Origin of the sequence: Nostoc sp. T09 (genome assembly GCF_002154695.1) — a bacterium.
GTDB lineage: Bacteria > Cyanobacteriota > Cyanobacteriia > Cyanobacteriales > Nostocaceae > Aulosira.
Genome location: NZ_MTAV01000123.1, coordinates 13479 through 38648, shown reverse-complemented (window position 1 = coordinate 38648; position 25170 = coordinate 13479). Strand labels below are relative to the sequence as shown.

At 42.2% G+C, this 25170-nt stretch carries 20 protein-coding genes; 6 read left to right on the top strand and 14 right to left on the bottom strand.

What is annotated here, in order from left to right; translation table 11 throughout:
- The first annotated feature begins 614 nt into the window (after window positions 1-614).
- A complete protein-coding gene (hetF, locus tag BV372_RS23720) occupies window positions 615-3107 on the top strand; it encodes a cell division protein HetF (protein ID WP_086688957.1) in 2493 nt (830 codons plus the stop codon).
- 421 nt (window positions 3108-3528) lie between these two features.
- Window positions 3529-4323, top strand: coding sequence for a DUF2993 domain-containing protein (locus tag BV372_RS23715; RefSeq protein ID WP_179198205.1), 795 nt, complete (start codon window positions 3529-3531; stop codon window positions 4321-4323).
- 451 nt (window positions 4324-4774) lie between these two features.
- Here BV372_RS23715 and BV372_RS23710 read toward each other — a convergent pair whose 3' ends face one another.
- The 9 genes from BV372_RS23710 to BV372_RS23675 all read right to left on the bottom strand — a co-directional run bounded on the left by BV372_RS23710 (window position 4775) and on the right by BV372_RS23675 (window position 14279).
- Window positions 4775-6166: a UDP-glucose/GDP-mannose dehydrogenase family protein gene (locus tag BV372_RS23710; protein WP_086688955.1), complete on the bottom strand. Its 1392-nt coding sequence runs from the start codon at window positions 6164-6166 to the stop codon at window positions 4775-4777.
- 142 nt (window positions 6167-6308) lie between these two features.
- Window positions 6309-7259 (bottom strand): UDP-glucuronic acid decarboxylase family protein, encoded by a 951-nt coding sequence (locus BV372_RS23705; RefSeq protein ID WP_086688954.1) that lies wholly within the window; start codon window positions 7257-7259, stop codon window positions 6309-6311.
- 372 nt (window positions 7260-7631) lie between these two features.
- A complete protein-coding gene (locus BV372_RS23700; protein WP_086688953.1) occupies window positions 7632-9767 on the bottom strand; it encodes a cation:proton antiporter in 2136 nt (711 codons plus the stop codon).
- A gap of 139 nt (window positions 9768-9906) precedes the next feature.
- A complete protein-coding gene (locus BV372_RS23695) occupies window positions 9907-10563 on the bottom strand; it encodes an HAS-barrel domain-containing protein (RefSeq protein WP_086688952.1) in 657 nt (218 codons plus the stop codon).
- Between the two features lie 75 nt (window positions 10564-10638).
- Window positions 10639-10833, bottom strand: a complete 195-nt coding sequence (locus BV372_RS23690; RefSeq protein ID WP_086688951.1) for an NAD(P)H dehydrogenase subunit NdhS — start codon at window positions 10831-10833, stop codon at window positions 10639-10641.
- 58 nt (window positions 10834-10891) lie between these two features.
- Window positions 10892-11014: a hypothetical protein gene (locus BV372_RS37835; RefSeq protein WP_256973418.1), complete on the bottom strand. Its 123-nt coding sequence runs from the start codon at window positions 11012-11014 to the stop codon at window positions 10892-10894.
- Window positions 11011-12327, bottom strand: a complete 1317-nt coding sequence (gene rodA, locus BV372_RS23685; protein ID WP_086688950.1) for a rod shape-determining protein RodA — start codon at window positions 12325-12327, stop codon at window positions 11011-11013. Before rodA ends, BV372_RS37835 begins: the two co-directional genes overlap by 4 nt.
- 100 nt (window positions 12328-12427) lie before the next feature.
- The gene (locus tag BV372_RS23680; RefSeq protein WP_086688949.1) at window positions 12428-13498 is read right to left on the bottom strand and encodes an Mrp/NBP35 family ATP-binding protein; all 1071 of its coding nucleotides are present in this window, start codon (window positions 13496-13498) and stop codon (window positions 12428-12430) included.
- 256 nt (window positions 13499-13754) lie between these two features.
- Window positions 13755-14279: a polyketide cyclase / dehydrase and lipid transport gene (locus BV372_RS23675; protein WP_086688948.1), complete on the bottom strand. Its 525-nt coding sequence runs from the start codon at window positions 14277-14279 to the stop codon at window positions 13755-13757.
- 479 nt (window positions 14280-14758) lie between these two features.
- Between BV372_RS23675 and hemF the strand changes: the two genes are divergently transcribed.
- Window positions 14759-15811, top strand: a complete 1053-nt coding sequence (gene hemF / locus BV372_RS23670; protein ID WP_086688947.1) for an oxygen-dependent coproporphyrinogen oxidase — start codon at window positions 14759-14761, stop codon at window positions 15809-15811.
- A gap of 399 nt (window positions 15812-16210) precedes the next feature.
- Window positions 16211-16579, top strand: coding sequence for an STAS domain-containing protein (locus BV372_RS23665; RefSeq protein WP_086688946.1), 369 nt, complete (start codon window positions 16211-16213; stop codon window positions 16577-16579).
- A 159-nt stretch (window positions 16580-16738) separates the two neighbouring features.
- Here the strand turns inward: BV372_RS23665 and BV372_RS23660 are convergent, their stop codons facing one another.
- Window positions 16739-17335, bottom strand: a complete 597-nt coding sequence (locus BV372_RS23660) for a chromophore lyase CpcT/CpeT (RefSeq protein WP_086688945.1) — start codon at window positions 17333-17335, stop codon at window positions 16739-16741.
- A gap of 229 nt (window positions 17336-17564) precedes the next feature.
- Between BV372_RS23660 and psb29 the strand changes: the two genes are divergently transcribed.
- Entirely contained in the window at window positions 17565-18272 is a 708-nt protein-coding gene (gene psb29 / locus BV372_RS23655) for a photosystem II biogenesis protein Psp29 (protein ID WP_086688944.1), read from the top strand.
- Between the two features lie 94 nt (window positions 18273-18366).
- On the opposite strand, the gene BV372_RS23650 is transcribed toward psb29, so the two are convergent.
- The 3 genes from BV372_RS23650 to BV372_RS23640 all read right to left on the bottom strand — a co-directional run bounded on the left by BV372_RS23650 (window position 18367) and on the right by BV372_RS23640 (window position 20869).
- Window positions 18367-18732 (bottom strand): phage holin family protein, encoded by a 366-nt coding sequence (locus tag BV372_RS23650; RefSeq protein WP_086688943.1) that lies wholly within the window; start codon window positions 18730-18732, stop codon window positions 18367-18369.
- A gap of 645 nt (window positions 18733-19377) precedes the next feature.
- Complete coding sequence (locus BV372_RS23645) at window positions 19378-20067, bottom strand: biopolymer transporter ExbD (protein WP_086688942.1); 690 nt, start codon at window positions 20065-20067, stop codon at window positions 19378-19380.
- A 43-nt stretch (window positions 20068-20110) separates the two neighbouring features.
- The gene (locus tag BV372_RS23640; protein ID WP_086688941.1) at window positions 20111-20869 is read right to left on the bottom strand and encodes a MotA/TolQ/ExbB proton channel family protein; all 759 of its coding nucleotides are present in this window, start codon (window positions 20867-20869) and stop codon (window positions 20111-20113) included.
- Between the two features lie 269 nt (window positions 20870-21138).
- On the opposite strand from BV372_RS23640, the gene BV372_RS23635 reads away from it, so the two are divergent.
- On the top strand, window positions 21139-21453 hold the full coding sequence (locus BV372_RS23635; protein WP_086688940.1) for a YkvA family protein: 315 nt from the start codon (window positions 21139-21141) through the stop codon (window positions 21451-21453).
- Between the two features lie 79 nt (window positions 21454-21532).
- Here BV372_RS23635 and BV372_RS23630 read toward each other — a convergent pair whose 3' ends face one another.
- Complete coding sequence (locus BV372_RS23630; protein ID WP_373270810.1) at window positions 21533-24760, bottom strand: glycoside hydrolase family 15 protein; 3228 nt, start codon at window positions 24758-24760, stop codon at window positions 21533-21535.
- Window positions 24761-25170 lie beyond the last annotated feature (410 nt).

Here is a 25170-nt window from a genome sequence, read left to right as displayed (position 1 = left end):
TCCCCCAGTGGGTTTGAGCCAACTAGGGGAGTTAGTTATCAGGGTGCATCTACCATTTAACTGTTCTTTAGATAACTACCATCATCCGGATAAAATTCCACAAGTATTGAGTTTGCTCTGGTTTACCAAGCATAAAAAAGCCCCCAGTAGGCGTTAGCCCACCAGGGGAGTTAGTTATCAGGGTGCATCTACCATTTAATTGTTCTCAGGTGAACCCCCATGCTCCGGATAAATTTACTAAAATGTGTATTTTAGTTCTGTGTCAAACAAAATTTAGTGGATTCTAGCTGGCAATGACACAAAGAAGGGGCGTTGAACCATATACCTGGCTTGAGAATAACTGCGTTGGAGTTTATTGCTATTTGCCAACATAAAAAAATCCCCAAGTAGGCATTCGCCAACCAGGGGAGTCGAAGATCAAGGTGCATCTACCAATAAAGTGTTCTAGTCCAATACCTACCAATCCGGATAAAGTTATAAAAGCTGAAAACGTAAAATAAGGAGAATTCAGAAACATTCAGTGGCAAGATGCATCTAAGGTATCAGAAGAAGCGAAAAATCGACTTGAAACTTTCGCGTTTCAATCCAGATTTAGGAGGCGAATAGGAGAAGTTGTGACCCAGGAATTTCACATTTCCGTAACCCCAGTAGGGCAAAATGACTACTTGGTGCGGACGGAACAAGTCGCGCCTGGGGTGCCATTGGCAGAAGAACTGGTGACTTGGCCTGTAGCTGATTGGTTAGCGGCTGCGGGGCATCTGATGAATGACCCGTTGAAGTCAGTGTTGCAAGGGGATGCGTTTGCAAGGAACTCTGTAAACCTAGTGGCGTTGGGTCAGCAATTTTATAATGCACTGTTTCAAGGCACTCTCAGAGATAGTTGGATTACGGCACAGGGTATTGCCCAGAACCACCAACAGGTATTGCGTTTACGCTTAGGGCTAAAAGACACTAGGTTAGCTCGTCTGCCTTGGGAAGTAATGCACGCAGGGGATCGTCCTTTAGCCACCGGACCTTATGTCGCTTTTTCTCGCTACCAAACTGGAATTTTGCCAGCTTCTCGTTTGCCATCGAAAAACATACCACAACCCCTAGAAGAAGGTGGTGTGAAAGTATTGATGGTGATAGCATCTCCTACAGATCAAGCCCGTCTCGATCTACTCAAACATGAGGCCATCAAACTCCAAGCTGAGCTTAACCGTCATGTACCGCGAGTTGCTGAAAGTGGCAATTATGTTCCAGACATAGAACTCACGTTGCTAGATCAACCGGGGCGGGAAGAATTGACGCAAGCTTTGGAGCAAGGACGATACCATGTCCTGCACTATTCCGGTCATAGCAACCTAGGTGTCAACGGCGGTGAAATTTATCTGGTCAGTAGCAGAACTGGCTTAACAGAAACCTTAAGTGGGGACGATCTGGCGGGCTTGCTCGTCAACAATAATATCCAAATGGCTGTGTTTAACTCCTGTTTGGGAGCATACAGAGCTAACTCTGATACTACTGAAGAAACAGGAGAACGTAACCTTACAGAAAGCTTGGTGAAACGCGGACTGAGGAGCGTGTTAGCCATGTCAGAGCGAATTCCTGATGAAGTAGCGCTGACGCTCACACAACTGTTTTACCGCAACCTGAATCAGGGCTATCCTGTGGATTTGTGCGTAAGTCGGGTGCGCCAGGGTTTAATTTCTGCCTATGGTTCGCACCAGATGTACTGGGCGTTACCAACTCTCTATCTGCAACCAGAATTTGACGGATTTCTCAGCCCAGAAATTCCTGAAAGTGCAGAACTATTGAATGAGTACAATCCAGCCTCAAGGTCAAATCAAACTGCGATGTACTCTGCTGTGGCAGATGAAACTGATATGCCTTCGGCTATAGAAGATATGATTCCTTCTGGTTTAGCGCGTGAATCTTCGGGGCTGGACTGGCTAGGAGAAGAGACTTGGGGCGATCTCGTGGATGAAATTGAGTATGATGACCCAACCTACGCAGAAGATTCAGCTCTTGTTTCAGATTTGTTTCGCCAGCTAGATAAACAAACAGGAACTTCTGAGCAATCTTCTATGAATGCAGAACTTGTGCAACAAGTAAATGAAAATAATCTGCGGTCAAGACAAGTTTCTCAGGAGATGACTGTACCGGATCAAGAAGCCAGCTTTTGGGAAGAAGATCCGGTTGCATCAACTGAAACTTCTACTAATTTTGCAGGTGATTGGCATAATTCCTCTTTTGGAAATGCACAACAAGTCTCTTCAAAACGAAACCACCGACGCAAAATCTGGCCGATTGTCGGTATGGTGGGAGCAAGTGCGATCGCAGTTTTTGTTGGTTTGAGTTGGTGGCAAAACCACCAAGTTTCAAAGTTACCTGACATCCCAGCAATTCCTACCCAGTCACTCACAGCCGAAAATTCCCCTCCCATCGATTTAAAGACGGCTGCAACTGGAATTATCACCGCTACTGCTACTGAAAAATTGAGCCAAGGTGACTTGCAGGGTGGACTTGAGGCTGTGGAAGAACTACTTAACCGTGGCGCACTTCCTCCTGCTCAAACGGCCCTAAATCTTGTGCCGCAAAAGCAAGCTAATAATCCCGCTGTCAACTTTTTTAAAGGAAGATTAGCTTGGCAGTTCGTCCAAATTAAAGATAAAAAATATAGTATTGATGATGCTCGCCGTTACTGGGAAACTGCTGTAAAAGCTGACCCAGATTCGTTTTTGTACAATAATGCCTTGGGATTTGCTTACTATGCCGAAGAAAATTTAAATCGAGCTAATGACTCTTGGTTTAAGGCTTTGAACTTAGCTTTGAAACAACAAAACCTTGCTAGTACTACACAAGTAGCAATAAAAGCAACTACAATACCTAAGGATGCTTTAACTTCCTATGCTGGATTGGCTCTAGGATTGTATAAATCTGCATATAATCAACCAAGTGATAAACAATCTCAATATCTAAGTGAAGCGATCAAATTGCGTCAAATGGTGATCAAGGATGATCCTGTAAATTTCCAGGTAGATAAATTAAGTAATAATTGGTTGTGGACAGAAAAAGCAATTGCTGATTGGCGATCGCTCCTTCAGGAAAAAAGTCAGAAGCAGTAACTAAATATAAGATTTAAATTTTTTAAGTTTTTTATTCCAGTTGATGAGAAACTTAAATGAGTTAGAGGTGTTGTAGGGTAAATTTTGCCCACTCTTGAAAAATGCGATCGCTCATCTTCAGGAGACACTTTTAGCGCCATATCTGGAGTTTGCCTAAGGATGTTCAGCTAATGCGATTCCATTTTGAATTAAAAGTCTTTTCTTCAAGCCTGGATTACTTTCTACCCCCATTGCTTATAAATAGATTAATTACAGATTAATTACTCACTGATTTCAACTAAAAAGTATCATCAGACACACTTATTTATTAGTCATCAGTTATTTTACTGCTACCTATCAGCACAATTAATCAGGGATCGCTTGCTGTATTGTTCACATTTTGTTACAAAAGTACAAAGAACTTCTAGAGACCCAAAACCTCATGTTCGGCGGACTTACTGGTTTAACAGATTCTAAAGGCACAGATTGGGGAGAGCGGATGCTCAACACAGTCGCCAGCCAAACGATTCGCCACCTGTTTACCCAAAGCGAGTCAGTAGAAGTCTTTGTGCGCTGCTATCCCTCCAGCAAACTGTTGCAAGGCAGCATTGATAGTTTCAAGATGAGTGGACGTGGCTTAGTCATCCGTAGAGATTTTGCGGTAGAGGAAATGTCCTTTGAAACGGATGCAGTTGCCATTGATTTCGGCTCGGTTTTAAGTGGCAAATTAACTCTCAAACAACCCACCCAAGCGATCGCCCAAGTAATCTTATCAGAAGCAGGTATCAATCAGGCTTTTAATGCCGAACTGGTCAGAAAGCGTCTTGTTAACCTGAATTTGCCTACCTTAACGGCGCTATCTGGTGGAAAACCAGTATCTTTTCCTGAGATTCAGGTACAACTATTGCCAGAAAATCGCTTGCGGATTTTGGCAAAGGCTGATTTAGATAATGGCGAACTCGTACCCCTGAATATGACTGTCAGCCTAGCTGTGGAACGGCGAAGACGAGTTTCTTTCCAAAATCCTCAAATTGAACTTGACCTTGTACCAGAAGCACAACGGGAAATATCGCGAACCCTGAGTTTAGCACTGGTAGAAATTTTAGATAATATGGTCGATTTGGATCGCTTTGATCTAGATGGGGTGAAAATGCGACTCAACCGTTTAGAAACTGAAGGTCAAAAGTTAATTTTTAGTGGATATGCTGAGATTGAGCGTATACCTAGTAGTTCTTGATAACTATAAAATAAATTAAAAGCTGCCTAGAGTCTTCTGGACTGCTTTATAATCCCCAAATCGCAGTGGGAAGCCAAAACTCGTTCTAAGGGTGAAAGGGATAGTTACTGCGTTGCCGTCAGGAGCAAATTTTTTTGCGCTTCGCGTCTACGCTCCCCTCGCAATGACTATAAATATTTTTGTTTAGGTACTTAGCAACTGCCGTCAAGTGGCGTGCTCTCCCCCATAAGCAACTGACGTTAGCGTTAGCAAGTCTTCTCCCAGGGGGAGACGATAGCGCAGCGTTAGCGGGTTATCGAGCGTCACCCAACGTCAGTTGTTTTTTACTCATTTGATAATCCCATCCTTTGTGGGCGGTAGTCTAATCTTTGCCAGTGACTACTAACAAAAAATCCCCCGACTGAAGTCTGAGGGATGAGTTAATAGAATTTTGAAATTAACAAAATATTTTCTATCGACCAATACCTACATATTGGAAACCAGCCCTTACTAAGGTTTCAGGATTCAGGAAGTTACGACCATCAATAATCACTGGGTGATTCATCAGCGTTGCCATCTTCACGTAGTCCAGAGTGTTAAACTGCTGCCATTCAGTTACCAGTACTAAAGCATCGCAGCCGTCGGCTAATCTTTCAGCATCAGTTTCCACCAGCACGCCGGAAAGACCATGACGTAGACCAGTTTGAGAGACAATCGGGTCGTAGGCTTTAACTTTGGCTCCCAATCGGTTTAGCTGTTCAATCAGGTTAAGTGCTGGAGCATCGCGTAAATCGTCGGTATCTGGCTTAAAGGTTAGACCAAGTAGACCTACTGTTTTGCCTTTGAGGATTTTTAAGACTTGCTGGAGTTTTTCTAGAGCAATCAGCCGTTGGCGTTCATTGACGCTGACAGCAGATTTCAGCAACTGGGCTTCATAGCCATAGTCATCAGCAGTGTGAATCAGAGCTGCTACATCTTTGGGGAAGCAGGAACCACCCCAACCAATACCAGCTTGTAAGAACTTTTTACCAATGCGAGAGTCTAAACCAATGCCTTTTGCTACTTGAGTAACATCAGCACCAACGCGATCACAAATGTTAGCAACTTCGTTAATAAAACTAATTTTGGTTGCTAAAAAGGCATTAGCAGCATATTTAATCATTTCTGCTGAACTAAGATCTGTTACCAGCACTGGCACGGGCGGTAAAGATTTATCCTCAGCGTACTGGCGTTCCACGATGGGAGTATACAGTTCTTTCATTAAAGCGATCGCTTTTTGGCTATTACCTCCCAAGACAATGCGATCGGGGTTAAAAGTGTCGTATACTGCTGATCCTTCGCGTAAAAACTCTGGATTGCTGACTACATCAAAGTGAGATGCAATCTCTGGCAATTTATCCTCAATTGCAACTCCACCTGCTGGTACTAGTGTTTTTTGGCGTTCAGCAATGCCATCCAAAACAATCATTCTTACCCAGTCACCAGAGCCGATAGGCACCGTAGATTTATTGATGATTACCTTATAACCACCGTTGAGATGGTTCCCAATACCACGGGCTACAGCTTCCACATAACGTGTATCACTTTCACCTGTTGGTAAAGGTGGTGTTCCCACAGCGATAAAGAGAATTTCTCCGTGAGCGACTCCAGCAGCCAGATCTGTGGTAAATTCGATTTTCCCTGCATGAATGGCAGTTTGCATAATTTCCGAGAGTCCCGGCTCGAAAATTGGTGACTGCCCAGACTTCATTAACTTGACTTTTTCTTCGTTATTATCTACACAAATAACATCGTGTCCGATGTGAGCTAAGCAAGCGCCTGTAACCAAACCAACGTAGCCAGTACCAATTACGCAAACACGCATTCCGTTTAACTCCTCATTTTTTCTGTTTCTTTTTTATATCGGAAGTTTTCAGCATAATACTTATGTACAGGTAAAATACTACACGTTTAAAACTACGTATAAGTAAGCCTGCACGAAAGTTCCGAGCGATGCTCGACATCGATCAGAAAACTAGCTGCTTTGTATCAGTTTTGATCCGATTGCGGAAATCTTCTATTGTCAGTTTTAACCCTTGTTCAAGCGGAACGGTAGGTTCCCAATTTAACAAGGTTTTGGCCTTTGTGATATCTGGACGGCGACGGCGTGGATCATCAGAAGGTAGTGGCTCAAATTTTATCTTGGCATCTGGGTTGATCTGGTTTTGCACTGCCTGTGCCAATTCCAAAATCGTGTATTCATCAGGATTTCCCAGATTCACAGGACCAACATAGTCGCTATTCATTAGCCGGATAAATCCTTCCACTAAGTCAGAGACGTAGCAAAAACTACGGGTTTGCGAACCATCACCGTAAACTGTTAAAGGTTCACCCCGTAGAGCTTGAACTATAAAGTTGCTGACTACGCGACCATCGTTTTCCAACATCCGAGGGCCATAAGTATTAAAAATCCGTACAACTCGAATATCAACTTTATTTTGTCTGTAATAATCAAAAGCTAAAGTCTCAGCAATGCGTTTGCCTTCGTCGTAGCATGAACGCAGTCCAATTGGATTAACGCTACCTCTATACTCTTCAGTTTGGGGATGAACTTCTGGATCGCCGTACACTTCACTAGTTGATGCTAAGAAAAATCTAGCTTTCACACGTTTAGCCAGTCCCAACATGTTTAGCGTCCCCATCACATTAGTTTTCACAGTTTTGACGGGATTGTACTGATAATGTACTGGAGATGCAGGACAAGCCAAATGATAAATTTGATCCACTTCTAACCTAATAGGTTCGGTGATGTCGTGGCGGATGAGTTCAAAGTATGGATGATCCATCCATTTAAGAATGTTGCGCTTGTTACCTGTGTAGAAATTATCTAAGCAAATAATTTCATGCCCATCACCTATTAGTCGGTCGATCAGATGGGAACCAAGAAACCCGGCACCGCCTGTCACTAAAATTCTCATACTTTCCCAGATAATTACAGATCTTGTTAGTAGCTCTCGTGCGTATTTTTTGATTACCTAATTTAGGTAAAAAAATATTCCAGAAGAATATGTTTATCTAAACAGATGTTGTTAGATTTACCAAGTTTCCTACGGGTATAATTTTGTTACAGGTTGTTTCAATTTTTGAACAATTCCATTAGCAAAATAACAAACATCGTTTGAAGATTGTAGCTTCAGAGCCTAGAATTCATCAAATCTTCAACAATATTAAGTATTTTTAGAATTCAATCTGTCACTTCTTATGGTCCAGAAGAAAGGTTATTTGGCAATATATCTAAAGATAGGCAAAGGATAGTGATAAATTAATAAACTTTCGCTATTTAAGTAATTTTACATAGTAGATGTGGTATTAGGAACTCCTGTCGGAAGAACTACTGTTTGCGTGCGCTGTGGTTCCCCAAGCATGACAATAGAGCAGGTGAGTTGACTAGCCAACTGAGTTGTAACATCACTAATAGCTAAACCACCTGGACTGGTACGATTGCGTATAAAAGGTAATACAACTAAATCATATAATCGTGCTGCCTGTAAAATCGCTTGGGCTACATTTTCATGGGCGATTATTTGAATTTCTGGTGGATTTGGCAAAGCCAATTTAGACACTACTAGAGCAAGATGCGATCGCCGAGTCGCAATTTTACTAGAACTGGTACGTCGCTCGCAGACATTCAGGACAGTCACTTGAGCTTGATTGGCATCTGCCAACATTTGCGCAAAATGCACAGGCTGCAACGTTGGTGCCATTAAGTTTTCTATGGGAACTAAGATCCGTTGGATTTTCTTAGGAGCATCTACTAAACGGGTAACCGCTACAGGACAGTGGGATGCCCAAAGAACGTTATCAATGACGTTACCAAATAAACGCGCTCTTAGTCCAGTGCGTTTACCCCAACCCATAACAATCAAACTAGCCTTTTGTTCGCGAGCTGCTCTGCTAATTCCTTGAGCAAAAGCATCATCAATGCGTAGTAAAGGTTCTGCTCCCACGCCCAAGACTCGGCTTTGTGCTGTAGCTTTTGCCAATAATCGCTCACTCCGCTGCAAAGATGCTTCTAACTGTGGTGCATCCATATGCGCAGCAGCAGTAGCGATCGCTAAAGGTATAATTCTGCCATTTGCTTGGCGTGCTAATAATGTTGCCAGTTCAATCAGATACTGCTGAGTTTGGGGATTGTAGATGGGTACAACTATAGTGAAAGCGGTGCTAATTTCTTCTATTTTTGGCTCCGGTTGGGTTGATGGTGGTGGCTCCGTAGCGGCTGATGAAGCCAACCCAACAGCTACCCGACTAGTAAGCAATGGTCCCAAGGTTGATGTAACGAGCATCACAGCAATAATGCTATTTAAGACTTCAGATGACAATAACCCAGTTCGATACCCGACTAATGTTGCTGCTAATGTTGTCCCCACCTGGGGAACTGATAGCGACCACATTGTTAGCATTTCCTGCCAATTGTAGCGGTATAACAGTTTCGCTAAGAAAGCTGCAATAAATTTGCTGGCAATCAAACCAAACACCAACAGGAGCGTCAATTGAAGATTAGTAGTGCTTTTGGTAAAACTGGGTACATCAATCAGCAAACCAAAATTAACAAAGAAAATAGGGATGAATAGCACACTGCCAACAAACACCACTTTTTCTTTGACTGGTCCTTCGCCCAAAACTTCATTGACGGCCAAACCTGCTAAAAAGGCTCCAATAATTTTTTCTACCCCAATTAATTGAGCGCCCACAGCAGCTAGAAACACAGTCAGCAGCACAAATAAAAATTGGTTGCCCTCTTCCCCTCCAGATCGTCGAAAAAATTCTTTGCCAACCCAATCAAAGCCGACTAAAACCGCAACAGAGTAAATAGTTAACCAACCCAACAAAGTTAGTAGCTTTGCTAAGCTAAATACTCCGGTATTAGTGGAAGCTACACACACAGTTAATATCAGCAGAGCGCCAATATCAGTAACAACCTTGGCTCCAATAGTAACGGTAACGGCTTCATTTTTAACAACTCCTAGGCGATTAATAATTGGATATGCCAAGAGAGTATGGGAGGCGAACAATGAGCCAATTAATATTGATGTTATCCAACCAAAGCCAAAAATTTGCCCTAACAAGCTTCCCATGACTAGGGGGAGGCTAAAAGTGAAGGTACCAAAACCTAAGGAGCGATTTTTCTGACGATAGAACTGCTCTAAGTCAACTTCTAGTCCTGCTACGAACATTAAGTAAACTAGCCCAATATCTGCTAGCAGGTTCATGCTTTCTGATTCAGTTTGGAATAAATTCCAGCCTGAGGGACCAAGTACTACCCCAGATAAAACCAAACCTACTAATCCTGGTAGTCTGAGTCGCTCGAACAGAATCGGCACCACTAAGATAACCACCAGCAAAATAGCAAAGGGAACAATTGGTTCCTTGCCAAGAACTTGGGAGGTTGGTTCCAGTGCAAGAACTTGTGAAATGAGTTCCATAGGTAGAACTTGAAAGGGCGATAGTGAAGCTGCGATTACCTTAAGGGCAATTGCCCGATCAATATAACTGCAAAAGTTACCTTGAGTAAAACTTAAAAAAACTTAACTTACACTAGCTAGGTAATTGTTGAGAAACCACCTATGGGTGAACCTGACTCAAAATAAACCGTAAGCGATCATAGTCATCTTTCAACAGCAAACTCAGGGTTCGTCCGGCTTTGATTAGCCATTTGCGGTCGGCTTTACGTAATTGATAAACCTCTCGAATGGCAGCCGCCGTTAAAGACTCTATCGGTGCTCCTTTAATAGAAAGTAGTGTCTGCAAAAAATCTAATTCTTCAGTAAATTTAACAATTGTTTCTGGGTCGCAGCGATAAACGGCTTGATGAATTTGCGGAGGACGGGGTGGTAAATATTGATATACTCTTTGGCTATAACCTTGGGCATGAGACGGCTGTTCAAATCCCACGATCGCGGCCCGAAATTCAGTTTTGAGCATGGCAAATATCTGGGGTTGTTCCTCTCGCAAGTCTTGCAAAGATAACCCCAAGGCCACTGCACGGTGTACGGAATCTATAGGCATTGTTGTGGCATAGTACACCACTGCATAAATTTGGTTGCCCGATTCTTCATCGATAGAACAAACCCAGCTACCAAAGGGAGGCATGGGGGGAAAACTTAAGTCTTCCGGTTCCAAGCACTGTGCTAGAAACTCCGTAGTAGTAGTTTCAATCACCTCGGCAATATGGTTAGGATGGCGATCGCCAGTGGCAAACTGTGGTAGAGGAAGGCGCATAGTAGTCTTTTGTCATTGGTCATTAGTTATTAGTCATTAGTATTTGCCAAATGACAAATGACTAATGACCAGTAATTATTTACCTTTTTTCTTGGCTGTGGTCTCTACAGTTTCCAATTCGCTCAAGCGAAAGGTAATTAATTTATCCCAGTTACCACCTTCAAATAGCACGGCTACCTTGCCATCACTCACCCGCTGTACGAGTCCCTCATAGCGATAATAGATATCTGCGGGATTTTTAACGCGAACAGTTGCTCCAGGCAGGATCATGATTTTTATCCTCGCTTATTTCCTGTTATATAGCTTAATACTTGTCAGGAGTCCAAAGTCAAAAGTCCATAGTTTCTTGTCCATTGAACGCCACCTGCTCAACTTGGGGAGCGGGGTTCCTGTTGTAGGAAGTGACGTGAAACCCCAAGGACGCAGTGGCTTCCCTAGACTCTTGACTCATGAATAATACTTCTGCCGTTGGCGAAAGTTTGCTACCGATTCTACTATTCCTAAGGAAATGAAGTTAGTCAGCATGGCAGAACGACCGTAACTCATCCAAGGTAGAGGAATTCCAGCTACAGGTGCTAAACCCACAGTCATGCCAACGTTAATAATTAGTTGAAATACAATCATCGACAAAACACCAATAGCCAACAACGAGCCAAAGTTATCTTTGGCGGTTTGAGCTACATGCAGTAGGCGGAGGCAAATTAAACAGAAGACAAAAAGTACCACCAAACAACCAACAAAACCAAATTCTTCACCAACGGCAGAGAAAATAAAGTCTGTATGCTGTTCGGGCACAAAATTTAGTTGGGTCATCGGACCCTTGAATAGCCCCCATCCCCAAATTTCACCAGCACCAATGGCAATCCGAGATTGGATAAGGTGATAACCAGCGCCTAAAGGGTCATGTTCGGGATTTATAAATACGCTGAGCCTGTCTTTTTGATATTCTTTGAGCACATGATTCCAGGCAAAAACACCTAATTCACCACCCAGCATATTGAGACTCCATGCGCCTATGGCCCCAAGACCAAATTTTCGCCAGGGGAGAGTCTGCCAACCAACAATAGCCATCGCTCCAGCCCAAAATAATCCTAATGGCCCGAAGGTTAATTCTTTAAACAAAACGATGGGTTCTGGTAACGGCCAAGAAATACTAAATAAAATAGCGGCAACTATAGGAGAAATCATCAGAATCAACCAGCCTGGGTTGGCATTTGCCCAGTAAAGCATCCCTAAGACGATCGCACCAAATACCAATGATGTTGCCAAATCTGGTTGCAAAAATACTAATCCCCAGGGAATGGCAGTGATTGCCAAAGCTCTAAAAACGCTTTCGATGGTAGAAGCTGTGCGTTTATGTAACAAAGCTGCAAGGGTAATAATTATACCCACTTTGGCAAATTCTGAGGGTTGGACGTTAAAACCGGCAATATTAATCCATCGTTGTGCCCCTTTAGCGCTGGTACCAGCGATCATCACGGCCATTAGGCTAAAGTTTGTCAGTCCGTATGTTACCCAATGCCATTGAATCAAATGTTCGTAACGGCTGCGAGCTAGAAACAATGCGATCAACACACCTATACTCGCTACTAGCCAGTGCCACCACCAGTCAGTGACTGGCTGCTTAAGTTCCGTACTTAAGATCATGATGCCGCCAAAGATACTGACAGCAATAGGCAAACAAAATAGTAACCAATCTACTTGCTGCCAAGGTTTTACCCAATTCTTCCAACGAATTTTGGGGAGCGAACTTTTTAACAACATGTGTGAGTTTAGACTTTAACTTGTAGATTTTAAGTTTAGTGAGTACTAAAAATCTGTATTCCTAGGCTGTGACCCAGGAACCAGAAAGAATTGAAATTTCTTATGTCAAGGCTGCAACTGATACTTTACCAGCAATCGCCAAGGCGATCGCAGTTAATGCTTTGGCTGAAGCTGAATCTGGCTCGGCAACGACTATCGGTATACCACTATCACCACCAACTCTGGTGGAAATCTCTAGGGGTACACATCCCAACAATGGTACTCCCAGTTCAGCCGCAGTTTTTTCACCACCACCAGAACCAAAGATATCGTACTGTTTATCTGGCATATCCGGGGGAATAAAATAGCTCATATTTTCCACTATTCCCAGCACTGGAACGTTCATCTGCTGGAACATCCGCAGTCCCTTGCGAGAATCTAATAAAGCTACATTTTGCGGTGTAGTGACAATTACTGCCCCTGCCATTGGTACTGCTTGGGTTAAAGTTAACTGGGCATCCCCCGTTCCTGGTGGCATATCTACAATTAAATAGTCCAATTCTCCCCATTCGACTTGATAGAGAAATTGGCGAATTACACCATTTAACATTGGCCCCCGCCAAATCACTGGTTGATCTCGGTCGATTAAAAAGCCCATTGAGACTAATTTCACACCGTGATTAAAAGCAGGTTCGAGTATTTCACCTTTTTCGCCAGGGCGCACTGTAATTTGGGCATCAGACAGTCCTAGCATGGTGGGATCGTTGGGGCCGTAGATATCGGCATCAAGTAAACCAACTTTTGCACCTGTCTGCGCTAGAGCAACTGCTACATTGACAGCTACTGTACTTTTACCAACGCCACCTTTACCACTGGAAATCGCCAGAATATTTTTCACCCCAGTAACGCCAGTGCGATCGGGTAAGCTTTTTTGCTTGGGTGTTTCGGCGGTCACTTCTACGCTGACATCTGTTACACCTGGAAGCTTTTTCACTGCCTTTTGACAGTCTTCAACGATAAACTCCCGTAAAGGACAGGCTGGTGTAGTCAACACTAAAGTGAAACTAACCTTGCCACCATCAATTTTGACGTTGCGAATCATATTCAGTTCTACCAGGCTTTTCTGGAGTTCTGGGTCTTGTACTGGTCGCAACACTTCTAGAACCGAGCGGGAATCAAGGACATCGTACATAAAAATTCAAATTTCAAATTTCAAAAAGAAAAAATCTATTTGCGGCAAGTATCTTAACTACTAACTGGATACTTTCGTTGCACCGCGATCGCTGTAATAAAACTTAAAAAAAATACATAATCTTCATATATAATTTTATCTGGCGTGAGGAATCAGGGATTGGTCATTTTTGATTAGTCAAGCGTCAAAAGTCAAGAGTTATTTGTCATTAGTTATTCTCTTGTCCTGCCTTTAAGTAATTCCCAATCCCCAATCTTTAGAAATCAAAACAACTGTCATTGAGATTTTTTTTCTTGCTAGGTACTGCTTGCAATGCAGCTTTTTCTACGGCTTCCACTAAAGAACGAGCCACGCGATCAACATAAGGACGAGACAAAGACCAGATTAAAGGCGACAACCAACCCTTGAGAGTCACAGAGTAAGATAGACAAGTACCGCAAAGAGTTGACTCTACTCGGTAAGTTACCCGTTCCTCAATCCCAGGAATCGCTAGCACTCTAATACTGAGCATTTCTTGAGGATTCACACGCTCCACAAAAATCCGAATGGGAATGGGTGAAAAGCGCGTCACTGCTTGAAAAATTAATCCGGGTTTGGGTACTAATCCGTAAGGCACATTAGTACTCTTGAGTAGTGGGTGCCAAGAAACGTCTGTGAAGTCTACCACCTGTTGCCAGAGTTCATCTACAGAAGCAGAACTAATTTCTCGATATGTTCGCACCAGAGAAGCGCAAAATCGACGACGTTTACGCTGAATGAATTTGGATAAACAACCTCGCATTTGCCTAATCCTCCTAGCTAAACACTTTTTGGGAACTCTGGCATGGTGGGCAATTGTACTCAGCCCTCGAATCAAACTTTCTCAAAATTGCCCTAACTATAGCAAGCCCCATACGGTGCAAACGCTAGTACGATTATTGGGAATTTACACCCCCGATTCGTGGAACACCATGCTGGGTTAGGTGTCCAATTTTTGAGCAGTTCAGTCAAAACCTTGAAACATCAAGGTTGAGAGTGCTTGTAACTAATTCGCCAGAGTCTGGTTTAAATACCAGAATATTTCTATCAAAAAATTCAAAAAAAACTTTGTCCAATATACAAGCCTATACGCATTTGAGGGAAAATAACTCTAGTCTTGCTAATCAATCGTAGAAATGCTTGACAAGTAAGAAAAACGCAAAATTGCTCTCGTGTTTGGTCAGAAATTTTTAATTGAAAATTTCTGATTTTTTGGAAATTGTAATTTAGGTTCGGGAATCTATGTTGATCAACTCGCAAACCCCAACTCTGTCCGTAGACCCATCAAAGTTTCTACCAGCAACTGACGCTAAACAAAGAGTCAGTCAGTTTATGCAACAGTTACAAGACGAAATCACTCAAGCCTTGGTGGATTTGGATGGTGTTGCTAAGTTTCATGAAGATAGTTGGGAGCGGCCAGAAGGAGGTGGAGGGCGATCGCGTGTTCTGCGTGATGGCGCAATATTTGAACAAGCTGGTGTAAACTTTTCTGAAGTTTGGGGTTCCCATTTACCAGCATCAATTTTAACCCAACGCCCAGAAGCGGCAGGACATAGTTTTTATGCCACAGGTACTTCCTTAGTGTTACACCCGCGCAACCCCTATGTGCCAACTGTGCATTTGAACTACCGCTATTTTGAAGCTGGTCCAGTCTGGTGGTTTGGTGGTGGTGCCGATTTAACACCTTACTACCCCTTTGCCGAAGATGCTCAGCATTTTCATCAAACACTGAAGCAGGCGTGCGATCAACATCATCCAGAGTATTACCCAGTTTTCAAGCGCTGGTGTGACGAATATTTCTACCTCAAGCATCGCGGTGAGACAAGAGGAATTGGGGGTCTATTTTTAGATTATCAAGATGGTCAAGGTGCTTTATATCGCGGTCCTGACCCGAATGGGGAAGCAGCTAAATATAGTAACCAGGTAGGCACAATACCACAAAGAACTTGGGAAGAATTGTTTGCCTTGGTACAAGGCTGCGGCCGAGCCTTTTTGCCAGCTTACCTCCCGATTGTCGAACGGCGCAATGGCATTGAATATGGCGATCACGAACGGAATTTCCAACTATATCGCCGCGGAAGGTACGTAGAATTTAACTTGGTTTACGACCGCGGGACAATTTTCGGTCTCCAAACCAACGGACGCACAGAATCGATTCTCATGTCCTTACCACCTTTGGTACGTTGGGAGTACGGGTATCAACCAGCAGCTAATACCCCAGAAGCCGAATTATATGAAACTTTCTTGAAGCCTCAAGATTGGATAAATTGGACACCGACGAATAGTGCTGAATAATCGGTGATAAGTATTGAGTTCTGAGTAAAATCTCACAAAACAATCCCGAATTATAAAATCAGGAATGTTTGAGTTCAGATCTTTGTATATCCGTAGTTTGCTTGTATTTTCTCCTCTTCTTGACTCAGCACTTATCTGGTCACTCAGCTCTGTTTAGGTGAGTTAAACTACTAAAGAAAAGCACCTAGTAAAAAAAGGTGACATTTTTAGCTGTAGCTTGTTAATCTCAAGTATCAGCACTAAATTGTTCTGTTAGTGGTGAGTCAATTAATTTACTAACTCACTGGAGTTCCTAGTTACGGGAATGTTCAGATTTTCAGAAAAGCAAGTCTTTTGACTCACCAGTAACAGTCTTAAATACAGTAGTTAACTTTGACAGGACTGCCGCAGGGAGGCTCAGTGATTCAGATAGAGCAGAAAACCCACATCACACAAGATGGTAATACCGTTATTGTCTTGGCACCAACAGGGCGCTTGGATATCACCACTGCTTGGCAATTTCGCCTGAAGTTACAGGAATGTATTTCCAAACTCAGTCGCCATGTAGTTGTGAATCTTAGCCAGGTAAACTTTATTGATAGTTCTGGTCTTACTTCTTTAGTAGCCGGGATGCGTGACGCCGATAAACTCAAGGGCAGCTTCCGGATTTGTAATGTACATACAGAAGCAAAACTTGTGTTTGAAGTTACAATGATGGATACAGTATTTGAAATCTTTGAAACTGAAGAGGAAGCTTTAGAAGGTGTGCCTCGTAGCATCGCTAGCTAAAACTCTGCTGAGTTCTAAGTTTTGAGAAGCCAGCGCTTTGCTTTTGTTGGCAAAATTGTAGTTACTGGCGTTGCTGAGTTGAAGAATTGAGAAAAGGTACAGAAGAGAAGAGTATAGAAAATGGCTCTTTTCTACAACTTCGTACTCAGCACTCATAACTCAGTATTGATTCCGCTTATTGTAGCGGTAAGGTCCTAAAATCGCTCCCCAAGTAGCTTTGCCAGTTGCTGTGTCAATTCCTTTATCGTAGCTGTGAAATTGTGCCGCAGAGGCTTCAAAGCCTAAAGAAACTTGTATGCTGTTGCCTAGATAAGTAAAGCGACAACTAGTATTTGCTACTGGAGTCGCGACAAACTTATAGCAGTTGGGCGCTAGTGTTTGCTGGGTAACGGTGAGGACGCAACCTGGTAATAAATCTAATTGATCGGATGTTAAAGTATCGAGTAAAGTTGGATTGCGACCCGCACCTTTTAAACTGCCTGGATCTTTAGGCATATAGTATTGCACTTGCAGGTGTGGATCAAAGTCACCGCCTGGCTTTAACCGCATAATTCGCTGGCGGTAAGGATTATCTAGGTTGATAATATTGGCTTGTTCAGCAAACAAAGTAATACTATCTTCTGAAAACAAATTAACTGGCCTTTGCCAGAGGCGCAGGTGAACGTACCAAGCAGGATCGGCTATAGCTTGTTCCTGATTGTCAAATTCACCAGCTAGGTATTCACCTAGCACTGTTAACTGTGAGGATAAGCTCATAAATTTAGATGCACAATTGATTTAATTGCTTTTGATAAAAAGATTTTTTGGCTGGCAGGTTAAAATTTACAGCACAGGTTTTATCGCGTCTGTCAACAAAGCACAGACTTTGGTAGTTAGAAGTTGAGTGAAATTATTGTAAACCGCTCCATCACAAGTTGAAACCCGAACTTGGCAAAGTAGCCTTTAAGCGAGAGAATAAAAATACGTCGCCCTTAACATTTTCTTTGTGAATAACGTCCGTACTGTCTCTGATACAAAGCGAACTTTTTACGCCCTTCACACCCGTCCAATCAACACGATTTATCGTCGGGTAGTAGAAGAGTTGATGGTGGAAATGCATCTGCTGTCAGTAAATGTCGATTTTAGCTACAATCCGATTTATGGCTTGGGCGTCGTCACCACCTTTGACCGCTTTATGCAAGGCTACCAACCAGAACGGGATAAAGAATCTATTTTTAGCGCCTTATGTCAGGCTGTAGAGCAAGAAGAGCAACGCTACAGGCAAGATGCTGAAAGATTGCGAGAGTTAGCTAAAAGTTTACCAGTCAATGATTTGATTGCGTGGCTCAGTCAAACCACTCACTTAGATCGAGATGCTGACTTGCAAGCACAACTACAAGCGATCGCCAACAATCCTAACTTTAAATACAGCCGCCTGTTTGCAATTGGATTATTTTCGTTATTAGAACTGTCAGATCCAGAATTAGTAAAGGACGAAAAACAACGTAACGAAGCTCTAAAAAATATTGCTAGCGGCTTACATCTCTCTGAGGAGAAACTGAGTAAGGATTTGGATCTGTATCGCTCTAACCTAGACAAAATAGCACAAGCACTAGTAGTTATGGCAGATATGCTCTCCGCCGATCGCAAAAAACGCGAACAGCGGAAACAACAATCAACTACTTCAGTTGCACCTCCCAGCGCTAATGAGTAGTTAATAGTCAATAGTCAATAGTAATAACTTTTACTATCGACTGTAGACTATGAAGTTTGAAGTTGGGAGTGGTTTTTATTGAAAATTTAGACACCTAAACACCTAATAATCGGTAGATCAAATTGTTGATAATGGTGAGTGCAAACGCCCCTAATACAGCACTCCAAATACCAAAACGCAAGCGAAACCCCTCTACTAACCAAGCTGCAATACTAAAACAAACAACGGCAATCATAAATGTGAACAAGCTGGATAGTAAGTTGAAGGTAAGCAAACTTGGTACTGCAAATACCAGGCGTAGAATTGGTCTAACTAATGTCGTGACAATGCCAAGAACGGCTGCTGATAAGAAGGCTTTATTGGGAGTATCAATTTCTACACCTAAAGGCAACTTGCTAATAATTAACAAGCTGACAGACGTTGCTAGCCAAACAATTAAAACTGTCCAAATTTCATTCATTGCCACAATCCCTGAAACGTGAATGGCGATCAGCGTTAAAACTAAGGCAACAGATATAAGGCTTTTCAAAGGGGATTCTGACCTCACCTGAAAATCAGCTTCAGGAATACCCTAAGACAGATTGCCATTGTTTCAAAGGAGCCTTACAGCGTTTTTCATCTATTTGAACCACAATCTTTCGTAGGGGCGGACGGCTGTCTGTCCCTACCTTGTGGTTGATTTATCAGAAAATTGCTGTAAACTCCGATGGCATTAGGTAGGAAATATAAATATTTCTACCTTATACCTTCTGCCTTCTGCACCTAGGCAGTTAAATTACTTAGTTGGTTGAAAGGAAAATCTGGGAAAATTAATCAATTATTTGTAAATTAGCAGATTTTTTTATCTAACCAAAATTTATTCTGGATATCTTTAGGTTTAAAAGATAGATGTAACGACAATGGAGCAAGGTGAGCAAGGCAACAGAAGTTTCAAGGAGGGCTGGCTTGCCAAAAATGCAGGCCTAGCGCGTTAGACAACGAAATAGGGTTTCCCTCATTGTCTTCCCATCCTTGATTTTTTAGAAACTGATAAAGTAAAAGTTAGTTTGTCTTTACCTTCTCCAATCCCATCCCTAAGTTACTTTGCTCGAAAAGCAACTCAGTATTACCTTTGAGGAGCAGAGTTAGTTTTTCCTGGTGCTACAGCCTTGTTGGGCGTAGTTGTCTTGGGAACTATAGGAGCAATCTCTGGATTAACCGGATTTATACCTCGCCCCGTTTGAGGTTGAGTGGGGTTAGTGGGAAAGTTGGGATTAATATTACCTTGGGGATTGATTCCAGGTACTGGTGCATTGTTTGGTACAGGATTAGTACCAGGATTAATTGGGAAAGATGGAACCACAGGCAGGTTTGAACTTGTAGATGTTTGAGATGGTCCCGGTATAATTCCCAAAGATACGCGATCGCCTCCCACCTGCCGCAGTAAATCCAAAGTCTCGATTACATCGTTGTATGTTGCTGTTCGTGAAGCATTCAGCACCAAAACACCATTGGGATTTTCTTGGACATACTTCTTTAAAATACCTGCCAATTGCTCTCGTCTGACCATCTGTTTTTCAACATAAGTTTGACCAACAGCATCAATAGTCACGGGTAATATATTACTATTGCCCTGGAGTGAGGCTGTGGGTGATGTACCAGTGTTGGCTTTAGGCAAATCAATATTAATTGCTTGTTGCCGAGTGAATTGCAAAGCCGCCAACAGAAAAAATGTCAGGATACAAAAAACGACATCAATTAAGGGAATGAGTTGAATTTGGAAATCTTCAACCGGAGTATGCAAATTAACCTTCATTGTTTTACTCTTATTTAGCCTGCTTCAAGGATTTAATTCTTAACTATTGCTCAGGATCTAAAGAATCAGTTCCCTCGGAAATTTCAGGAGAATCGGAAAATTTATTTCTGCCTCGTTTCCGGGGTGGAGTAAAATTTTCCCGTGAAGATTCCCGCATAATTATCGATGTATTACTACTAAAGTCAGGTGGTGATTGGCGGTAGAGCAACTCCAAATCATTCCCAGCTTTACGAAAAACTTTGACTTGGCTGACTACAAAACTTTGAAATAGACGGTAGAATACCAAACTAACAATGGCAACTATTAGCCCAGTTGCCGTACTAATTAAAGATTCCCCAATACCTGTAGTCACCCCGGCTGTAGATTCAGTTCCCAAGTCACCAATACGAATTGCGCGCAGAGATTGGATTAAACCTAAAACAGTACCTAACAAACCCAAAAGTGGTGCGAGAGCAATCACAGCTTCTAAAAGTTTTTCACCCCGGCGCATTCCAGCTAACTCGTCTTCCGCAGTTGCTTCCAATGCCAATCTAAAGGTCTCTGTATCTGGTTTCAATAAGCGTAAGGGGGCGAAGAGAAACCTACCGATGGGTTGATTAGTTGCTTGTTTGGCAATTTCCGCAGCTGTTTCCCAATTATCGCCAGCAGCATCCAGAACACGATCAACTATTTGTTTTTCTTGAGTTAAGATTCGCAGCCAGAACCACAGGCGTTCAAAAATCACACTCAAAGCTAAAATCGACAGCGCCAGCAAAGGCCACATTGCTGAACCGCCCTTGTGAAATAAATCTAAAATATCCACTGTTTAGGTCTCCTCCCTCCACTTCTAGAACAACTATTGCAAAGCACTTTAATTCTAGAGATTAATGCACAATTACCATACTCTTATGCTGAATTACAGGGTAATTATGTTGCATATTTAGTTTACATAACGTCAGCAAATCTAAGTTTGGCGCATTGTGAATATTGTAGATGCTAAGAGGGCGGCTTCCAGAATAACTTGGGCGGTTATTCCTACCGGGAGTTTCAAGGATAATTTGTCAAAATTAAAGGTAACTGGAGGTTAAAAACATGAAATTCTCAATAGAATCAGTTTACACCTGGTATCGCAATTCGCTTCGGAATCCAAAGTACCGTTGGTGGGTAATTTTAGGAACGCTAGTTTATTTGGTTAGCCCAATTGATATTGCTCCAGACTTTATACCCATTGTGGGACAACTTGATGATGTTTTACTTTTGTCATTACTAGTTACCGAGGTGTCTGGGCTAGTGATTGAAGGCTGGAAAGCTCATAAGGGTAAACTGGACACTGAATCTCCTAATACCTCTGAGGCTTCTACCTCTACCGGAAACACTGTCGATGTTGATGCTGTCTCTGTCAAATAGTTTTACAAACGATATAAAATTTAATAAACCCCCTGCCTTTGCTAAGGTGGGGGATATTTTTTAACGCAGAAAAACCCGTTTATAACTCTTTCACAAATTCTGTTAAGAAACGGAAGGCTTTCAATACATAACTAGCGCAATCTCGAGGTGAGGTATTGTAGAACGATCGCCATGCGCTGGCCTTATCTTCATCATAGCGATCGCCTCTTTCAGGATGTGCATCTAACCATGCTAGTCGGACTGCATGACCGATTAAGACATCCAAGACGATATATTCTTCAATTTGCAGGTTGGGGTTATTAGCAGCGATCGCAGATAATTCAATCAGCGCTTCAATATTAACTTGTCGATATTCGGGAGCCTCAATTTTATTTAATAGATGCTCGACTAATAAAGCAAAATTTCTTTCGCCTGGTGTCATCTCTGACAACATCAATTCACTATCCAAGCGATTGCGGCGTTCTAACTTATCGCCAATCACTAAGCCTTTGCAATGTTTCATTAATTGCCAAACTTGTTGAAAAAAGTCTTTTGGTACGCGTCCTGTTGCTCCTCCTGCTTGGCGGAACCGTCGCCAACCGCCTGCGGGAACTTCGCTTTCGGCTTCAATTGGTGGTGCTACTACCCAATCAATGTCACTTTCTTTTTGTTTGACATGAAGTGATTCTTGCTGGCGCAAAAGGTTACTCATACCTGCATATTCGGTTAAGACATTTTGCAAGCGTGTTTTGACTTCAAAGGGTGAAAGTTGCATTACATACTCGTAAGCTTCATCTTGAGTTACCCGTAATTCTGTTGCTAGTTTGCTGGTAATGAGCAGGATGAGATAGCCGACTTTCAGTGTCAGTAGTCCTTGAAATAGTTCGGGTTCCGATCTGATTAAGACACCTAGATAGATGATAATTTCTTGAGTGAGGACGCGATCGCGGATATCTTCACGACAAAAATGATTAATTTTTTCGGCAATTTCATTGTGGGACATTGGCACTGCAATTAGTGACTCTTCACTGTAAGCTTTGCCCACAGAAATTTGCTTACCCCGTACTACAATACTTGTGACAACATCTGACAAGCTAATATCTACCATCTGTCGCAACCCAGCTGCACGGCGTACTATTGCCCAAAGGCCTAAATCCCCGGCTTTGGTATATACTTCATTGAGTAAATAGTCTACTGTTACAGCAGAGTTAGGTCCACCAAACCCTGTATCAAACTCTAATCCTTGCAAGCGAGTCAAAGTCTGCAATAACTCAATTTGCTCGTAAATATTTTCTGATGCACGTAAAGACGATAGCAATAATCCCAAGTTAGTTTCAGATTCCATTTGAAATTCTTGGGTATGCTCTAATAGTCCGTTTTTCCCTGGATGATATGCCAAATAATAGCAATGTAGTGCAGCATTTTTGACGGCTGGTAGCGAAAATTCTTCATCTTGCAGAAAATCAATTCTTTGAATTCCGGCTGTCAGCATCAGCTGATTTAATCGTCCTAACTTTACCCGGACACCATTACAAACACCATCTTTCAGCTCTTGCATTAATTCTAATAATGCCTCAGAACCGATGTCTAACATGGTATGGGTCAACATTAAAGTTAAGGTAGGACGTCCCAAATCACTCCAATACTTTTGAATATAAGCAAGTTCACTTCTAATTTGATCCAGCAAGAAATGATAATCAAGGGTTAAGTAAAATTGCTGGGCATCTAAAAAAGATGGTAAGAATACAACTGTCTGGTCGTGAATCCGAAAAATGCGGGATGTAGTCAAACTCCGCAACCGCCGCACGGGTCGCCCAGTTAGACCTAGTTTATCGTTGCGTCCAATTTGGGTATAAATAGCCGAGAGATCCCCAGCTTTTCTAACTTGAATCGGTTCTAATTGCTTGGGTGTTTGCGTTTCAATACCGTGAACTTCTAGTTTTTCTTGTAAGTCTTCATCCTCAGCTAGCAAGGCAATTTGTACTAGAGATTCTCTGTTTTTACCTATACACAGATGTCTTCCCAAAGGGTCAATATCGCCAACTGCCAATAGCCCTTCACTTAGCATTTGTCCGAGAAAATATAAACTTTGCGCCCACACTAGGGGTACATTTTCATTAGGTAACCGAGGTTGACTTTGAGGCGCTAATTTTTCCGCTTCTATATTTTGCTCGGCAACATAATAAAGTTCTGGTAATAAATACAATCCATCGCGTTCTACGAGTAATGATTCTAAAATTTCTTGGTAATGTTTAGCTTGTTCTTTACGATCCTGGAACAAACCATCGAGTAATAAATAAGTGAAAAATAAAGGCCATTCACACTCAATATGCTCAAATTGTTTAAGTTCCCAAGGTTCGTAGTGTAAACGTTGAGTATCTTCTAATACAGTTTGGTGTCCGTCCCGGAGGAAGCGTTTGCAGCCATATTTGCCTTGGAGTTTGCTAATAATATCGTTAAAAGTGCGATCGCGAAGCGTCTCCGAAGGAGATTCGCGAAGCTTCTTGTCTTCTACTGCAAATGCGGGAAAACTAATAATACTCAGTAATGCTGCATCAATTTCTTTTGAACCAGATTCTCTCGGTAATAGAGATTCTAATGTAATGCGAGCGCGGGCAATTTCATCGGGTAAAACATGAATTACCGATGCTTGACTTCCACGCACACCAAATAAATCTAGCCCATTGATAGCTTCCAAAGCAGCTTTCGCCATACCTACAGAGCTAGCATTTAACTCAGCATTACCGCGATTAATTTTGTTACCACGTTCCCAAATGCCATAATCTGGTGTGCGATAAGCTCGTCCAATGTAGTAAACCAGATTTTGAACAAAATTTACTTCATCAATGGTATAAATTATTTGCAAGCCGGAGGCGGTCATTTGAGCCAAAATCAACAAAAATATAGATGTGGCATCTAGTTGTAAATGTCCCCATTCATCATCACCTACGACAATATCACCAGTAGCAGTGTTGTATTTGGCATGTAAACCATCTAATGGTGACTGAGTATGTTTAAATCGTTCCACTTTATTAGCCTGTCGCATCATTGCAAACAGCAATCCACGCATCAGCTTGATCGTGCTATGTTCTAATTCATAGGTGTATCCTTTGTTTTCATCAATCTTGCGATATGCAATTGCTAAACCCCAAACTGCCAAAATGCTATAAACGTTGTCTCTTACCCAAGCATCTGTATAATCGCCGTGGGCTGTTATAGCCGTACTCGCAGGTAACAAACCAGTAATCGGATTCTGACGGCTGAGAATAATTGTCTTGATTTGCTGATAGTAATTCTCCAGGCGAGCATACAATTTGGTAGTGTCCATGATGTTATTTGCTGCAACTTGCGGAAATTGACTCTGTAGCTATGAAGTTAAAGATGTAGACCTAGCAAGCTAGAACTTGTTCTGTTATCGGCAATGCTATTACAGCTGAGGGCGGTATAAGTTTATTATTATCTCTCGTTCCTAGTCTCCTGGTTGCAAAATTGTTAATCAACTAAGCAGATTGGCGTAAATATTTATCGTGAGGATCAAGAAGGTAGGAGGAGAAGACAGAAGAGAGTTTGAGCCAAGCTCATATGTCTTTATCGAGACTACATTTATTTACGTCTTTCTACTTAATATCCGAGATTAAAATTTGTTGTAATCTTTATCCTTAACAGGTCTGGGAACATCTAACTTTAAAATCTTTTCAATAATTCTAAAGTAGGATAAATAATCATTCAAAAGAAGCA

Excerpts from the sequence above, each read along its gene's own strand:
- BV372_RS23630 (WP_373270810.1), bottom strand. The coding sequence starts at position 24,760 with ATGGACACTACCAAATTGTATGCTCGCCTGGAGAATTACTATCAGCAA.
- BV372_RS23650 (WP_086688943.1), bottom strand. The coding sequence starts at position 18,732 with ATGAATGAAATTTGGACAGTTTTAATTGTTTGGCTAGCAACGTCTGTC.
- BV372_RS23690 (WP_086688951.1), bottom strand. The coding sequence starts at position 10,833 with ATGATCCTGCCTGGAGCAACTGTTCGCGTTAAAAATCCCGCAGATATC.
- BV372_RS23715 (WP_179198205.1), top strand. The coding sequence starts at position 3,529 with ATGTTCGGCGGACTTACTGGTTTAACAGATTCTAAAGGCACAGATTGG.
- BV372_RS23680 (WP_086688949.1), bottom strand. The coding sequence starts at position 13,498 with ATGTACGATGTCCTTGATTCCCGCTCGGTTCTAGAAGTGTTGCGACCA.
- BV372_RS23660 (WP_086688945.1), bottom strand. The coding sequence starts at position 17,335 with ATGAGCTTATCCTCACAGTTAACAGTGCTAGGTGAATACCTAGCTGGT.
- BV372_RS23705 (WP_086688954.1), bottom strand. The coding sequence starts at position 7,259 with ATGAGAATTTTAGTGACAGGCGGTGCCGGGTTTCTTGGTTCCCATCTG.
- BV372_RS23645 (WP_086688942.1), bottom strand. The coding sequence starts at position 20,067 with ATGAAGGTTAATTTGCATACTCCGGTTGAAGATTTCCAAATTCAACTC.
- BV372_RS23700 (WP_086688953.1), bottom strand. The coding sequence starts at position 9,767 with ATGGAACTCATTTCACAAGTTCTTGCACTGGAACCAACCTCCCAAGTT.
- rodA (WP_086688950.1), bottom strand. The coding sequence starts at position 12,327 with ATGTTGTTAAAAAGTTCGCTCCCCAAAATTCGTTGGAAGAATTGGGTA.
- BV372_RS23635 (WP_086688940.1), top strand. The coding sequence starts at position 21,139 with ATGAAATTCTCAATAGAATCAGTTTACACCTGGTATCGCAATTCGCTT.
- BV372_RS23710 (WP_086688955.1), bottom strand. The coding sequence starts at position 6,166 with ATGCGTGTTTGCGTAATTGGTACTGGCTACGTTGGTTTGGTTACAGGC.
- BV372_RS23695 (WP_086688952.1), bottom strand. The coding sequence starts at position 10,563 with ATGCGCCTTCCTCTACCACAGTTTGCCACTGGCGATCGCCATCCTAAC.
- hemF (WP_086688947.1), top strand. The coding sequence starts at position 14,759 with ATGTTGATCAACTCGCAAACCCCAACTCTGTCCGTAGACCCATCAAAG.
- BV372_RS37835 (WP_256973418.1), bottom strand. The coding sequence starts at position 11,014 with ATGAGTCAAGAGTCTAGGGAAGCCACTGCGTCCTTGGGGTTTCACGTC.
- BV372_RS23675 (WP_086688948.1), bottom strand. The coding sequence starts at position 14,279 with ATGCGAGGTTGTTTATCCAAATTCATTCAGCGTAAACGTCGTCGATTT.